Raw genomic sequence first — 13,557 nt, 5'->3', positions numbered from 1 at the left:
GTCATCTGGCTGTTACGCCTCGCGTCGACCGGCCAGCGCCCGCGCCAGTGTGTTGCGGTCGGTATATTCCAGCTCGCCGCCGATAGGGACACCATAGGCAATGCGCGTTGCCTTGATTTGACGGGCGCGAACCAGATCGCTGATGTAGTGCGCAGTGGCTTCGCCTTCAACAGTCAGGTTAGTGGCAAGCACGACCTCTTTGACGCCACCTTCGTCGAGCAGGGTCTCGAGCCGGGGGATGCCAATTTCCTCCGGGCCGATACCATCGAGCGGTGACAACCGCCCCATGAGTACAAAATACATGCCGTTGTATACGCCGGACTGATCGAGCGAAACAAGATCGGAAGGCGACTCGACCACACACAACAGCGACTTGTCACGCCGGCTGGAAGAACAAATCGGACACAGTTCTGCTTCGCTCAAGTTGTTGCAACGCTGGCAGTGAACGATACGCTCAACGGCATCAGTCAGCGCCCGCGCAATGGTTCGCGCGCCCTCGCGGTCACGTTCGAGGAGATGATAAGCCATGCGGCTGGCGCTTTTCGGCCCCACGCCAGGCAGGCGGCGCAGGGCCTGCTTGAGCGCTTCCAGGACAGTAATGTCGTTCATGCTCACTAGAACGGCAGCTTCATCCCGGGAATATTCAATCCGGCGGTCAGTCCCGCCATTTTTTCCTCGGTGGTCTTCTCGACTTTGCGCACGGCATCGTTCATGGCGGCGGCAATCAGGTCTTCCAAAACTTCCTTGTCATCCTTCAGCAAGCTGGGGTCGATCTGCACGCGTTTGACATCGTGCCGGCAAGTCATGATTACGCTGACCATGCCTCCCCCGCTGCTGCCGCTAACCTCGATGGTCGCCAGCTGTTCCTGGGCCTTGCGCAGATTCTCCTGCATCGCCTGCGCCTGTTTCATGATGTTTCCCAATCCACCTTTCATATTGTCCTCTTTAAGAAAGATACTCGGGAAAGTGCTTTACCCTTTCCCGAAAACTACTCTAATCTAAACCTCTAGCTAAGATACTCGGGAAAGTGCTTTACCCTTTCCCGAAAACTACTCTGTTAAGTAAAGATGCCCGGGAAAGTGCTTTACCCCTTCCCGAAAACTACTCAAATTAAACCTTGGACCGAATCGAAGCTGGGTTGACCCGGGCACCGAATTTTTCCTGCAACGCGCGCACGTTGGGGTCCTCCACGATGGCCTGCACCGCCGCCTGCTGGCGCTCGTCCTGTAAACGGCTCTTTTCCCTCGCCGGCGTTTCCACGCTCGGGCGACCGAGATTCATCTTCAGGCGTATCGGCGCGCCGTGGTATTTTTCCAGTGCCTTCCTGAATTCTTCCTCGCGCTCTTTGTTGAGAATCTTCGCGTGCGACTCTTCCAGCGTCAGTATCATTACGCCATCTACATATGACTCCAGTGTCGTGTTGTTGGCCAGCTCACGCATCAGGCCCGCAAGACCAAGCTGGGCCACCACTTCTCCCCATTTTGCTCCCGGCGCACCTGGATCTTGTGGCGCCGTAACCTTGGCAGGTGCAACAACGACAGGCTTCGCCGTCACTGTCACGGGTGCCGTAGCTTGAGGCACCGTCGCAGCCTGCGTCGCGGTCTTGGGCGAAGACGTGGTGGCAGGAACGGATGTACGTACCTCGCTCGCGTCCGCCGGGCGGAATGCCACCATGCGTAACAAGATCATTTCCAGCCCGCTGCGCGGGTCCGGGGCATAGGGCAGATCGCGTTGCCCCATCACACCAATCTGATAGTAAAGCTGCACGTCCTGCGGCAACATCGCGCGTGCGTGCGCCAGTACACTTTCGCTCTCCTCTCCCGCCAGCGCCGGATCGACCTGCGCCAGTGCAATCCGGTGCAGCGACAACAGCAGGTCCTTCAAGACCGCTTCATAATCCAGACCAAACTCGGTCACCTCGGAAACAGCCTTGATCAGATCTCCTACATTGCCTGCCGCAAGTCCCTGCAGAATGTTTTCGATGAAATTCTGGTCAATCGTTCCCAACATGGCGCGCACTTCCGCCTCGTTGACCTGGCCACCGCCATAGGCAATCGCCTGATCGAGCAGCGACAGGCCATCGCGCATGCTGCCGTCAGCAGCACGCGCCATCAGCTTGATGGAAGGGGCATCATGGGCAATGCCTTCCGCGTCCAGAATCTTCTGAATCTGCGCGGCGATTTGATCGAGCGGCAAACGCTTAAGATTGAATTGCAGGCAACGCGACAGCACCGTTACCGGCAGTTTCTGCGGATCGGTAGTGGCCAGCAGGAATTTAACATGCGGCGGCGGCTCTTCCAGCGTTTTCAGCAGCGCGTTGAAACTATGGCCGGAAAGCATGTGAACTTCGTCGATGAGATAGACCTTGTAACGGCCGCGTGAAGGCGCGTACTGCACGTTATCCAGCAGCTCGCGCGTGTCATCCACCTTGGTACGCGAGGCCGCATCAACCTCGATCAGGTCAACGAAACGGCCTTCGTCCACTTCTTTGCAAGCGCTGCACTCGCCGCAAGGCTTGGACGTCACGCCGGTTTCACAGTTGAGCGATTTCGCGAGGATGCGGGCGATGGTGGTTTTGCCGACACCACGGGTCCCGGTAAAGAGGAAGGCATGATGCAGGCGGCCGTGATCCAGCGCATTGACCAGAGGCTGCACCACGTGGGCCTGGCCCACGAGTTCTGTGAAATTGCGCGGGCGCCACTTACGCGCCAAGACCTGATAACTCATAGGCCCCACTCTGGAAAACTTCGCATTTTATCTTTGTACATCGTTGCGGCTTGTCTAAAGCCAAACTGTTCGCTTTTCAGGAGTTCTTTTCCGCAGTTACAGTCAGGCTTAATTAACGGGTGGCGGTTCGAGCCAACCACACCCCAGTACCCGAAATACCTGCTGCGGCTGCTTCCTTCCGGACCTGACCGGGTTCACAAGCTTCCGTCGCCGAGGGGGGACCGGCTCTCACCGCCATAATCAATCAGTAAGCGGGGAGTTTATCACGCTGTGAAGCTGGAGGGATAACTGGAGAAGATTACCGAGGGTTCGAATCCACCTTTCACACGTTCAAATACAAATGGGGCCAAAGGCCCCATTTGTATTTGACTGGCGGAGAGGGAGGGATTCGAACCCTCGGTACGCTTTTGGCGTACACACACTTTCCAGGCGTGCTCCTTAAACCGCTCGGACACCTCTCCGTAACTGTAAAAATCGAATCCCGCCTAACCTAACACACGAGGGAGGGATTACTCGGCACATCCCTGTGCCTCGCCCCTGCGGGGCCGCCGCTGACGCGGCGTTCGGCATTGCTCCCGGCAATCCTCGTCGAACCCTCGGTACGTTTTTGGCGTACACACACTTTCCAAGCGTGCTCCTTAAACCGCTCGGACACCTCTCCGGGATAATCATTGACACCACGTGCCAAAACGGGACGGCAAGGGTAAACCACCCATCACTTCTCCGCAATCCCGATCTGACACGGCGCAGGAAAGAATGCCGAGGATTTATGCTGTTGAATTAACTCTATGATGAAAATCAGACGTTGCGCGTCAATCCATTCAGGCCGCCGCGCAACACGGACACTTCAAAACCACGCTGGCTCAGCAGGAACGCCGCCGCACAACTGCGACTGCCAGTCTGACAAAGGACGACATAGTGGCGCCTTGAATCAAGCTCCGCTGCCTTGCGCCGCAACATAGTCAGTGGCAGATTTATGCTGCCCTTGACGGTGCCGTTGCGAAATTCATCTTCGGTACGCACGTCGAGCAGCCCGGCTCCCTGCTGCGCCAAGGTCTTGGCCTGATCCAGCGTCACCCATTTCACCAGCGGTTCGCGCATCAGCCCATCGAAATCTTTCCGGGCCAGACGCATGAGAATACCCTCCGCGGCCATCACCACCGTGGCATTGCGCGGCGCACCCGACAATAACGCTTCCTCGCCAAATCCATCACCTTCGCTCAATTGTCCGACCACAGAAACCTTGCCATCTTTCTCTGCCTTGCGTGACACGTTGGCTTTGCCGGTTTTAATGATGTAGTAGAAGTCGCCCGCATCGCCCTGCCGGATGATGACCTGATTGGCCTTGACCTCGACTGGCTCAAAGCGGGCAAACAGGGCGTTGATATTGGAAGGCGGCAGTTTCTGGAATGTTTCGCTGCGCAACATGCGTATCATCCATTCCGGGTCCTGGCTGCCATCGAATTCAGTAACTTCATAACCGGTGGTCTGATCCCAGGTGAGCAAGCGGTCCAGCGTGGCACTGTCCACCCAGGCGACGGTAACGGGGGTCTTGGCAGTCCCGGTGTATTGGCGCGGCTTGAGCTGAGCGAGCGCGTAACGCGCCTCGTCGGTACCGGCAACGACATTACGGCTGTCAGTGGTATCGGTTGTAGAAAGTGCTACTTCTCCCGACAACAGGAATATAGATTGATTGTCGCGGTCACCTTGCTTGAACAGTTGACTCCCGGCAGTCACATTCTCGATGACAGCCTCGGCCGCCAGCTCCCTGAAATTTTCAGGTGTCAGCGAATTGATGGGGATCAGGGTTTTGAGGGTGTTCTTATCCATGCGACAACCATAAATTTGTAAGGGACATTCCATATAGTAGAACATCCCCGATAAGTCGCTCTTTGTGCTCGAATCCATGTTTTACAGGTCAATAAAAAAGGGGCCATAAGAAGGCCCCTTTTTGTTTGACTGGCGGAGAGGGAGGTCGCTCCGCACATCCCTGTGCTCTCGCGACATTAGTGCATCCATGCACGTCAGGATTCCGAACCCTAAAGGGTTCGAATGCCATTCCATCGGCCAACTTTAAAACAATAAGGGGGCACGTATGTGCCCCCTTATTGTTTTAAATTGGCGGAGAGGGAGGGATTCGAACCCCCGTGGCGTTTCCGCCCATCTGATTTCGAGTCAGCGCCGTTGTGACCGCTTCGGTACCTCTCCGGGAAAAGAAATTATATCAACAATCGTGTCTTGAGCTTAATTTAATAGCGGGAGGGATTACTCGGCGCGTCCCTGCGCCTCGCCCCTTCGGGGCCGCCGCTGGCGCGGCGTTCGGGGCAGTTCTAAGCTCGGTTTTCCCTGCCTCGCTAAGAACTCCAGGGCTTGCCATCCATGGCAAGCCCGTTCGGCGAAACGCGATTCAATGAATCGCAAACGTTGCGCCTCACCCCAGCGATCTTGTCGAACCCTCTGGCGTTTTGCACACCTGATTTCGAGTCAGCGCCGTTGTGACCGCTTCGGTATCTCTCCGGAGGGGCCAGATTATAGCAGCAAGCATCTTTTCAGCCACACCAACACATGCGTGACAAGTTCTTCCTGCTGCACTAGCTTATGCCTATGAATCGTAACCTGCTTGAGCGATGGATCGGAACGCTGCATACCAATTCCCATCACTTCCGCTCTGCCCTGCTGATTGCCTTGCTCATTCCCTGTTTTCTGTCCTGCTCGCTGTTTGAGAAAAACAAGCTGCAATCGATCATCGCCGCCGGCGAACTGGTGGTGCTGACGCGCGCGAGCCCGACCACCTATTTCGAAACGCCGGAAGGACCGGCCGGGTTCGAGCATGATCTGGTGAAGAGTTTCGCCGAGTCTCTGGGCGTGAATCCCCGCTTCATCGTGGCCGAGAAATTCAGCGACATCATTCCCCGCTTTATCAATGGCGAGGCCAACATGGCGGCCGCCGGCATCACGGTAACCGAATCGCGCGCCAAGCTGGTGCAATTCGGTCCGCTCTACCAGGAAATCCGGCAGCAGGTGATCTACCGGCTGGGGACCACGCGCCCCACTAATGTCCAGGAACTGATCGGGCGTCAGATCGAAGTGCAATCCGGAACGAGCTACGCCGAGCGCCTGACTCATCTCCAACAGGAATACCCGGAGTTGAAGTGGGCCGAAGTAGACAAGGAAACCGAGGAGTTACTGCTAACCGTGTGGCAAGGATTGCTGGAAATCACCATCGCGGACTCGAACATCGTAGCGGTCAACCGACAGTACTTTCCCGATCTTCAGATAGCCTTCAGTTTCTCGAACCCGGAATCGCTGGCTTGGGCCTTTCCCCAAGGCCCGGACCAGAGCCTGCATGACGCGGCCATGAAATTTCTGGCGAAAAGCCGTGCTTCGGGCGAGCTGGCGCAACTGGTCGATCGCTATTACGGCCCGGCCAGCCGATCGAATTTCATCAACCTCAGCGTCTACAAGGTGCGGTTACGCAGTATCCTGCCGCGGTATCAGCTTTTTTTCGAAAAGGCCGGCAAACAATACGGCCTGGACTGGCGTCTGCTCGCCGCCATCGGTTATCAGGAATCCTTCTGGGATCCCGAGGCCACTTCACCGACCGGTGTGCGCGGAATAATGATGCTGACGGAAGAAACCGCCAGTCATCTGGGTATCAAGGACCGTCTGGACGCCGCCGAGAGCATCGGCGGGGGGGCGCGTTATATCAAGAACCTGATTGAACGCATGCCGCCCGGGGTCACTGAACCGGACCGGTTGTGGATGGCGCTCGCGTCCTACAACATCGGCATTAACCATCTGGAAGACGCGCGCATTCTCACGCAAAAACAGGGGCGGGACCCGAACAAGTGGAACGATGTGAAGAATTATCTCCCCTGGCTCGCCGACGAGGCTTGGCACATCAAGACTAAATTCGGCTATGCCCGCGGGATGGAGCCCGTGCTCTTCGTCAACCGTGTGCGGACATATTATGATGTCCTGGTAAAAATAGATGAGGAAGAAAAAGTAAAGAAAAAACCGAAGGCCTTCGACCTGAAGGCGCCTGCTATCTGAACCTACCGCCGCGCCTGAAAAAACGCCTTGAGGCCCTGTCTGCAATCCTCGGCCAGCACACCGCCCGTGACCTGTGCGCGATGATTCAGTGAGGCTGACTCCAGCAGATTGAATACGCTGCCGGCGGCGCCGGCTTTGGGGTCCGCCGCACCGTACACCACGCGCGCTACGCGCGCCTGCACGATCGCCCCGGCACACATGGCGCAGGGCTCGAGGGTCACATAAAGAATGGTATCCGCCAGCCGGTAATTCTTGATATGAGCCGCGGCAGCACGCAAGGCCACGATCTCGGCATGTGCGGTTGGATCGTGCGAAACAATCGGCTGGTTCCAGCCCTCGCCAATCACTTCATCGTTCAACACCACCAGCGCGCCAACCGGGACTTCACCGGCTTGTTCGGCATGGCGGGCCAGATCGAGCGCACGGCCCATGAACACTTCGTCGTGAGTTTCAGGTTTCAAGTTTCAGGTCTCAGGTTCAAAGAGAGGGTCGCCCTGCACCAACATGTGATTCTGCAGCAAAACTTCCGTCTATCTCAGCAAGTTCGGCATCTTGCCCTTGCGCAATTCATTGATCACCTGTCGGACAGCTTCCACGGAGCACCTTTTATCCACACAATCAATTCTCGCCAAACGTGAGTGAATGCAACCATGGCGGCGTCATCATCGAACCGGATGTCGGCCAGGTAACAGCAGCGCGATGTCATCCATCCAGCGCCAGGTAATGCTCGAAGAAGCAATGAGTTTGCCGGGGTCCAACGAGAGTTGCCTGAGTCCTCCATGTAAGTCAAACAGGTTACGGTTCTTGCGTCGCTGAATCAAGGCGTGCAGCTTGGTCCCGAACAATTCCTCGGGCTCGAAAGACAAGATATCGGTTTTCGCCTGATACCAACTGCTGTCAACTTCGAACGGATATTGTTTGGTGCCATACCGGCTTTCATGCTCACGCGTATTGATCTCGACCTTCAGTTTGAGGGTGGTCTGCGGACGCGATCGTCGAGCATGTCTGCGGCGACTTGGTCGTATCTAGCTTGGCGAAGGCGACCTTGGAGTAGGTATCGACAAATGTCTGTTGATAGACGCGGCCGATGCCTTTCAGGTACCGACATCACCATGGCGTAGCCAGATACTGCGCACACCGCTCGCGGAGACAAACACACCGAGCTTGCGCAACTCATTGCTCGCTCTGACTTGGCCGTGCGCCGGAAAATCAATGGCGTGCCGAAGCACGGCGTCTTCCGTCACTTCGTCAAAGCGGTTTTTTGGATTGGGCTTGCGACGGATCTTCTCGAACAGGGCTTCAACGCCACCGTCTTCAACGCCGTTTTAGACCGATAAAACGTGTGACGAGACAGCCCCATCACTTTGCAGGCTTGCGAGACGTTATCCAGCTATTCGACCAGATTCAAATCAAGCACCATTCTTCTTTGTCTCTCTTGTTTTCCTCGATGCCTATTCGGATTTCTGAAATCACTTCTTGTGTTGGGTAACGTACGGACAAGAGATATGTAAAGCATTAGTGTGCCTCTCTGCTACTTCGGTATTCTCACGACACGTTAATAATCTGTCTTGATAACCATCATTGAGGGATCATCATGAATAAACCTGTTTTAGCCGCTGTATGTTTAATGTTTGCCACCTTCATCGCACAGGCGGAAGACCAATCAGCGACTGACATATCCACAGCAAGGGAACGGTCTGCCCCGGATAACACTAACATCAATAAACGTGATGTTAATGGGCAGACACTAACGCCTCTTGACCAATCCAACTCAGAGGCGGACATAAACATTACCCAGTCAATTCGCAAGTCCATTATGAGAGAAAACTTCTCAAGGGACGCGAAGAATATCAAGATAATCACTCAGAACGGTGACGTTACGTTAAGAGGGCCAGTCGACAGCAGCGCAGAAAGTGTGAGGATCGCCGAATTGGCGAAAGCAGTACCGGGACTTAAAACTCTGAACAACCAACTTGAAGTTAAATGAATATTTCACACATTACTTAGGAGACCATCATGTCAAAAGCCGTTATATGTCTTGCCAACACCAGAGACCAGGCAGAAACAATTGTCACTAACCTGAAAGATTCGGGCATATTGACCACCAATATTTCGGTCCTGCTACCCGACCTTAGCGGAAATCGCGATTTTTCCCATGAGCACAATACCAAAGCACCTGAAGGAACCACGATTGGTGTCAGTGCCGGCGGCGTAGCTGGCGGCGTGTTGGGTCTACTCGCGGGAATTGGCGCATTGGCAATTCCAGGCGTTGGTCCATTTATCGCGGCCGGCCCAATCATGGCGGCCTTGAGTGGCGCCGCCGTTGGTGCAGCAATTGGCGGCGTTGCTGGCGCCTTGGTGGGCATGGGTATGCCTGAGTACGAAGCCAAACAGTATGAAGACAAAGTGAAGAATGGGAATATTCTAATTTCTGCCCATTCAAACGATAGTGATGAGGCCCAGCGCATCAAAGACATCATGGAAGATGCAGAAGCTGAGGATGTTTCAATCACAGGCGAAACGGGTGTCAGTAAATCGGACAAATCAGACCGTATAAGCCAAAGATTGTAGGCGCAAGTCCATCCGAAAACACATGACTGCAGCACTGCAGTTGTGTGTTTTCTCCGGCATGCCAGCTGAACATTTGACGACGATACGAGCTTCCACCGGTTAGTCGCAGCATGTTTGCGAGAAACCTGAAGCGCAACCACGTCCAGGATCCACACATCGATCCACCACCGCAATCAAAGCGCACGTTGGAAGTGAACTTCTGACGCTAGATGCAGCGCGGGACGGCGATCGCGATCAGCGCGGTGCGCTTCGATCCAGATACGCATCCATTAGCCTGGCGTTGCGCAGATTAGCCTTGAACGCGACATCGAACACGTCCCCGAGCACCGGGATCGCGCCGGCCACGGCATCCAGCGCGACGTTCAGCACCATGCGCGCGAGCGCGCTGGCGGGCACACCCGCGCGCGCCGCCTGCGCGACGATGTAGAACGACGCCCCGGCCGTCGCGAGATCGCCGACCACCGGGACCAGCCCGATGAGCCCGTCGACCCCGATGCGGAAACCGCCGGGCAGACGGATCGAACTGTCCATCAGACGCGCGAGCCGGTGCACGCGCATGCGCACGTCGGCAGGCCGGCGCGGCGGCGCGTCAGCCGGCGGCATCGCCGCGCGCTGGCGCCAGCGCCATGTTCATCGCTTGACGATGATCCACACGGCGTGAACGATGCCGGGAATGTAGCCGAGCAGCGTGAGCAGAATGTTGATCCAGAAATGCTTGCCGAGAGCCTTCCTGCAGGAAGACGCCGAGCGGCGGCAGAAGAATCGCGATGATGATGCGTAACAAGTCCAATGGCTTTGCTCCTGGCGATGGATGAAGACGGCAGGGGCGAAAGCCTCGGCCGTTGATTTCGAATGGTAGGCAGCGAAGCGCTGCGGGTCGGTGCAATACTCCACATAGCCGCTCAGCGCCGTCGCTTTGGCGGGGCTTCTCGAGCGGATAGCACAACTTTTGCACTGCATCAGGCCTTTGGACCGGCAATGTCCCGCCAACGGAGACCAGGGGACTGACCGCCTCTTGATCTCAGATAAAGGGTGGGTCTCTGTCGCGGGATGGATGGCGATGGGCGGCGATACTATCGATGAATGCCGATGCGATCTTGGACGCGTCGGCGCCCTCCGCCAGCAGGATACCCGGGTCTTCGTCCATGGCTGATCCGATGCCTGTCATTTCCAGCAGCTCCCGTCCGGCGCCCAATGCCAGAATCGATTTGCAGTGCCTGAACTGATCTTTGACGAACTCCATCGTATGTCCGTTCCCCGCGAGCGCCTGCACCGCCCCGCTTCCATCGGGCACCACCAGCGCATCGAACAGGACTGCCGGAGAATTCTCCATCGACTTGTCTGCTTCTATTTTCTCGCCGGAGTCGTCGACGAACATGCCCACCCGTGGCCCCACGAAATGAACAACTGCACCCGCGTCGGCCAGCGCACTATAAAGGCTGACGAGCGAGGCATGGTGGACGCCATCCTCGACCAACACAGCAATCTGACGTGTGCGGATACCGCGTTCGCCCGGCAGCGCCGTCAGCGACAACGCCGGAGAAACGGTCACCTCCGGCGGCTCCGGATCGGCGATAGCCTTCGGCATTGCTTTGGGCACCTCCATGCCCAAACCGGCCGCGACCTCTGCGGCCAGTTCCCGAGAAACGTTCGCCAGCGAGGACAACATCCGCTCACGTATGGCGGGAACTCCAACCTTGCTCAGCTCGAAGCGGAATGCGGCTGCAATATGAGCTTTCTCGACAGCTGTCTGGCTGTCGAAGAACAACGTGGCCTGCGCATAGTGCTCGGCGAACTTTTCCGGTTTTCCGCGGACTTTGTCATCGGCAATGGCCTCGGGAAAGGACACGAATCCTGCTGTTCCGGCTTGAAAGGGGCAGCCACCAGCCAATGAATTCGGCTCGTAGGCAACGCGCCCGCGATGCAGCGCCTGACGGTGCATGCCATCGCGTTGGTTGTTCTGTACCGGCGCAAGCGGCGAATTGATCGGGATCTCGTGAAAATTAGGGCCGCCGAGTCGCGTGATCTGCGTATCCGCATAGGAATGGATTCGACCGGCAAGCAACGGATCATTGGAGAAGTCGATGCCCGGTACGATGTGCGCCGCGCAGAACGCGACCTGCTCGGTTTCCGCGAAGAAGTTGTCAGGGTTGCGGTTGAGAACCATGCGTCCGACGGGCAGAAGCGGCACGAGTTCCTCCGGCACCAGCTTGGTCGAGTCGAGCACATCGAAGCTGAAGCCTTCGGCTTGTTCCTCACTGAATATCTGCAGCCCCAGCTCCCATTCCGGGAATTCGCCCGACTCGATGGCTTCCCACAAATCACGCCGATGAAAATCGGGGTCCGCGCCCGATATTTTCACAGCTTCGTCCCAGACGAGTGAATGTGTTCCCTGGAGCGGCTTCCAGTGGAACTTGCAGAATACCGATTCACCCTGCGCGTTGATCAGGCGAAACGTATGTACGCCAAATCCTTGCATCATCCGAAAACTGCGCGGTATCGCGCGATCCGACATCAGCCACATCAGCATATGAGTGGACTCCGGCATCAGGGAGACGAAATCCCAGAACGTATCATGCGCCGACGCCGCTTGCGGCATACCGTGATGCGGCTCCGGCTTGACGGCGTGGACCAGATCGGGAAACTTCATCGCATCCTGAATGAAGAATACCGGTATGTTGTTCCCGACCAGGTCCCAGTTGCCTTCGTCGGTATAGAACTTCACCGCGAAGCCACGCGCGTCGCGCGCGGTGTCTTTCGAACCGCGTTCGCCGGCCACGGTGGAAAAGCGTACGAACACGGGCGTGATTTTGCCTTTCTTGGCGAACGGCGCCGCGCGAGTGTACTTGGTGAGCGCATCATAGGCTTCGAAGTATCCATGCGCGCCTGACCCGCGTGCATGGACGATTCGCTCCGGGATGCGTTCGTGATCGAAATGCGTGATTTTTTCCCGCAGAATGAAATCTTCGAGTAACGATGGCCCACGCAATCCGGCTTTCAACGTGTTCTGGTTGTCGCTAATGTGAACACCTTGATTGGTCGTCAACGGTCGATCGCTTGCATCGACTCTGACCCGGTCGAGCGAAGCGACGGTCGGGTTCGTTCCGAGCGGCGCGGCGCCGCCGGTTTTCGCAGTCTCGGTTTCCTCAGTCGTCGTGCTCGCGGTCAACGTACTGGCGCCCGGCTCTACAGTCACTCCGGGCGCTGGCGCCACGGCGTTGTCGTGACCGTACTCGAGTTCTTTACTGCGGTTATAGGGCATCGCGGCGACAAAGTGGTCGCTTGCGTTGGCTTGCTCCGCGACGACGTCGTTAGTTCTGAGCACGCCGTCCCGGGCCTGCGCTGCCGTGGCGGACTTCTTGCCTTTGCTTTTCGCTCGCGACGACCGAGTTGATTTTTTGTTGGTGGCCATTATTTTTCTCCAAAGAAGGGGAAATGTGGACAATCGATATGCCGCTCGAACCGCCGGCTTTTGCAATTTTCATGTCTCTAGGCGAGAGTTGTCTGTGCGGAAACGAACGCACGCCCCGCGCAGGATCTGCCTCAGTCGTCCAGCTCCGCTTTAGCGCTCAGTGCGGAACGCACCGACGCGACTGCCCCCTTCCCTCGAGCTGATGGTTAAACATCCGTCTTGTCGCTCCTGCAAATCGACAGGCAACGATATTGCCTTTTTATTTTCGCGATTCACCTTCAAATCCCCCAGCAATAGACGCGCCGGAGGACAAACAGCGCTGAAGCACTTATAGGGTGTTCCCAGTCACAATGAAGCGCAGTTGCACGCCGCTGGCTGTACAGTTGACATGCTGCCCCCCGGCCCGCCAGTGAGCATGAACTTCTCGGCGAGTTCGTGCTCGAGCAGCTCAGAGCCTATCCTGATTTTCCCTGACGACCGCGCCAATCGCGCTAGTGCTTGATAATGACGTACAGGGCATGAATGATCCCGGGAAAGAAGCCCAGCAGGGTCAACAGGATGTTGAGCCAGAAATGGCCTTTAAAGCCGACCTCCAGGAATACGCCGAGCGGCGGCAGGAGGATGGCAAAAAGAACCTTGAACGCATCAGTCGCAGTGACGGGCATAGGGAACTCCTCAGAATGGAATGGACTGTTGACTGGCAGATTGAGGCTGGGCGCCGGTCTTGTCTGTGCGGTACCGCAGGCAGCGGTGGTGACTCTTCGCCGCGCGCCGCTTGCTACACGACGGTCGCC

At 56.8% G+C, this 13,557-nt stretch carries 12 protein-coding genes, 2 tRNA genes, 1 other RNA gene and 2 pseudogenes; 3 read left to right on the top strand and 14 right to left on the bottom strand.

Features of this window, described 5'->3' with window-relative positions; translation table 11 throughout:
* Window positions 1-12 precede the first annotated feature (12 nt).
* The 7 genes from recR to NUV55_RS05210 all read right to left on the bottom strand — a co-directional run bounded on the left by recR (window position 13) and on the right by NUV55_RS05210 (window position 4,935).
* The gene (recR, locus tag NUV55_RS05240) at window positions 13-609 is read right to left on the bottom strand and encodes a recombination mediator RecR (RefSeq protein WP_296670989.1); all 597 of its coding nucleotides are present in this window, start codon (window positions 607-609) and stop codon (window positions 13-15) included.
* A gap of 5 nt (window positions 610-614) precedes the next feature.
* On the bottom strand, window positions 615-935 hold the full coding sequence (locus tag NUV55_RS05235; RefSeq protein ID WP_296670988.1) for a YbaB/EbfC family nucleoid-associated protein: 321 nt from the start codon (window positions 933-935) through the stop codon (window positions 615-617).
* Between the two features lie 175 nt (window positions 936-1,110).
* Window positions 1,111-2,727, bottom strand: a complete 1,617-nt coding sequence (dnaX, locus tag NUV55_RS05230) for a DNA polymerase III subunit gamma/tau (RefSeq protein ID WP_296670986.1) — start codon at window positions 2,725-2,727, stop codon at window positions 1,111-1,113.
* 127 nt (window positions 2,728-2,854) lie between these two features.
* Window positions 2,855-2,954, bottom strand: an RNA gene (ffs, locus tag NUV55_RS05225) — signal recognition particle sRNA small type.
* Between the two features lie 143 nt (window positions 2,955-3,097).
* Window positions 3,098-3,188, bottom strand: a tRNA-Ser gene (locus tag NUV55_RS05220).
* Window positions 3,189-3,525: 337 nt separating this feature from the next.
* Window positions 3,526-4,557, bottom strand: a complete 1,032-nt coding sequence (locus NUV55_RS05215; RefSeq protein WP_296670985.1) for a cyclic nucleotide-binding domain-containing protein — start codon at window positions 4,555-4,557, stop codon at window positions 3,526-3,528.
* Window positions 4,558-4,846: 289 nt separating this feature from the next.
* Window positions 4,847-4,935, bottom strand: a tRNA-Ser gene (locus NUV55_RS05210).
* A 396-nt stretch (window positions 4,936-5,331) separates the two neighbouring features.
* Between NUV55_RS05210 and mltF the strand changes: the two genes are divergently transcribed.
* Window positions 5,332-6,780 carry a membrane-bound lytic murein transglycosylase MltF gene (gene mltF / locus NUV55_RS05205; protein ID WP_296670983.1) on the top strand — a complete coding sequence of 483 codons (1,449 nt, stop codon included), beginning with the start codon at window positions 5,332-5,334 and terminating at the stop codon, window positions 6,778-6,780.
* A 2-nt stretch (window positions 6,781-6,782) separates the two neighbouring features.
* On the opposite strand, the gene tadA is transcribed toward mltF, so the two are convergent.
* From tadA to NUV55_RS05195, 3 genes and pseudogenes are all read right to left on the bottom strand, one after another.
* Complete coding sequence (gene tadA, locus NUV55_RS05200; protein WP_296670981.1) at window positions 6,783-7,241, bottom strand: tRNA adenosine(34) deaminase TadA; 459 nt, start codon at window positions 7,239-7,241, stop codon at window positions 6,783-6,785.
* Between the two features lie 201 nt (window positions 7,242-7,442).
* Window positions 7,443-7,736 (bottom strand): nucleotidyl transferase AbiEii/AbiGii toxin family protein, encoded by a 294-nt coding sequence (locus NUV55_RS13785; RefSeq protein WP_367280357.1) that lies wholly within the window; start codon window positions 7,734-7,736, stop codon window positions 7,443-7,445.
* A 52-nt stretch (window positions 7,737-7,788) separates the two neighbouring features.
* Window positions 7,789-8,170 (bottom strand): annotated as a pseudogene (locus NUV55_RS05195) (helix-turn-helix domain-containing protein); the annotation flags it as partial.
* 204 nt (window positions 8,171-8,374) lie between these two features.
* Between NUV55_RS05195 and NUV55_RS05190 the strand changes: the two are divergent.
* Entirely contained in the window at window positions 8,375-8,767 is a 393-nt protein-coding gene (locus NUV55_RS05190; protein WP_296670979.1) for a BON domain-containing protein, read from the top strand.
* Between the two features lie 29 nt (window positions 8,768-8,796).
* On the top strand, window positions 8,797-9,351 hold the full coding sequence (locus NUV55_RS05185) for a hypothetical protein (RefSeq protein WP_296670978.1): 555 nt from the start codon (window positions 8,797-8,799) through the stop codon (window positions 9,349-9,351).
* 234 nt (window positions 9,352-9,585) lie between these two features.
* Here the strand turns inward: NUV55_RS05185 and NUV55_RS05180 are convergent, their stop codons facing one another.
* From NUV55_RS05180 to NUV55_RS05165, 4 genes and pseudogenes are all read right to left on the bottom strand, one after another.
* Window positions 9,586-9,954, bottom strand: a complete 369-nt coding sequence (locus tag NUV55_RS05180; protein ID WP_296670976.1) for a DUF4112 domain-containing protein — start codon at window positions 9,952-9,954, stop codon at window positions 9,586-9,588.
* A gap of 27 nt (window positions 9,955-9,981) precedes the next feature.
* Window positions 9,982-10,141, bottom strand: a pseudogene (locus NUV55_RS05175) (YqaE/Pmp3 family membrane protein).
* A gap of 231 nt (window positions 10,142-10,372) precedes the next feature.
* Window positions 10,373-12,763: a catalase gene (locus NUV55_RS05170; protein WP_296670975.1), complete on the bottom strand. Its 2,391-nt coding sequence runs from the start codon at window positions 12,761-12,763 to the stop codon at window positions 10,373-10,375.
* Between the two features lie 491 nt (window positions 12,764-13,254).
* Window positions 13,255-13,428: a YqaE/Pmp3 family membrane protein gene (locus NUV55_RS05165; protein WP_296670973.1), complete on the bottom strand. Its 174-nt coding sequence runs from the start codon at window positions 13,426-13,428 to the stop codon at window positions 13,255-13,257.
* Window positions 13,429-13,557: the final 129 nt, after the last annotated feature.

It is taken from the genome of Sulfuricaulis sp., from assembly GCF_024653915.1.
Classification (GTDB): domain Bacteria; phylum Pseudomonadota; class Gammaproteobacteria; order Acidiferrobacterales; family Sulfurifustaceae; genus Sulfuricaulis.
This window is presented reverse-complemented; position numbering and strand designations above follow the sequence as displayed.

Excerpts from the sequence above, each read along its gene's own strand:
- recR (WP_296670989.1), bottom strand. The coding sequence starts at position 609 with ATGAACGACATTACTGTCCTGGAAGCGCTCAAGCAGGCCCTGCGCCGC.
- NUV55_RS05235 (WP_296670988.1), bottom strand. The coding sequence starts at position 935 with ATGAAAGGTGGATTGGGAAACATCATGAAACAGGCGCAGGCGATGCAG.
- dnaX (WP_296670986.1), bottom strand. The coding sequence starts at position 2,727 with ATGAGTTATCAGGTCTTGGCGCGTAAGTGGCGCCCGCGCAATTTCACA.
- NUV55_RS05215 (WP_296670985.1), bottom strand. The coding sequence starts at position 4,557 with ATGGATAAGAACACCCTCAAAACCCTGATCCCCATCAATTCGCTGACA.
- mltF (WP_296670983.1), top strand. The coding sequence starts at position 5,332 with ATGAATCGTAACCTGCTTGAGCGATGGATCGGAACGCTGCATACCAAT.
- NUV55_RS05190 (WP_296670979.1), top strand. The coding sequence starts at position 8,375 with ATGAATAAACCTGTTTTAGCCGCTGTATGTTTAATGTTTGCCACCTTC.
- NUV55_RS05185 (WP_296670978.1), top strand. The coding sequence starts at position 8,797 with ATGTCAAAAGCCGTTATATGTCTTGCCAACACCAGAGACCAGGCAGAA.
- NUV55_RS05180 (WP_296670976.1), bottom strand. The coding sequence starts at position 9,954 with ATGCCGCCGGCTGACGCGCCGCCGCGCCGGCCTGCCGACGTGCGCATG.
- NUV55_RS05170 (WP_296670975.1), bottom strand. The coding sequence starts at position 12,763 with ATGGCCACCAACAAAAAATCAACTCGGTCGTCGCGAGCGAAAAGCAAA.
- NUV55_RS05165 (WP_296670973.1), bottom strand. The coding sequence starts at position 13,428 with ATGCCCGTCACTGCGACTGATGCGTTCAAGGTTCTTTTTGCCATCCTC.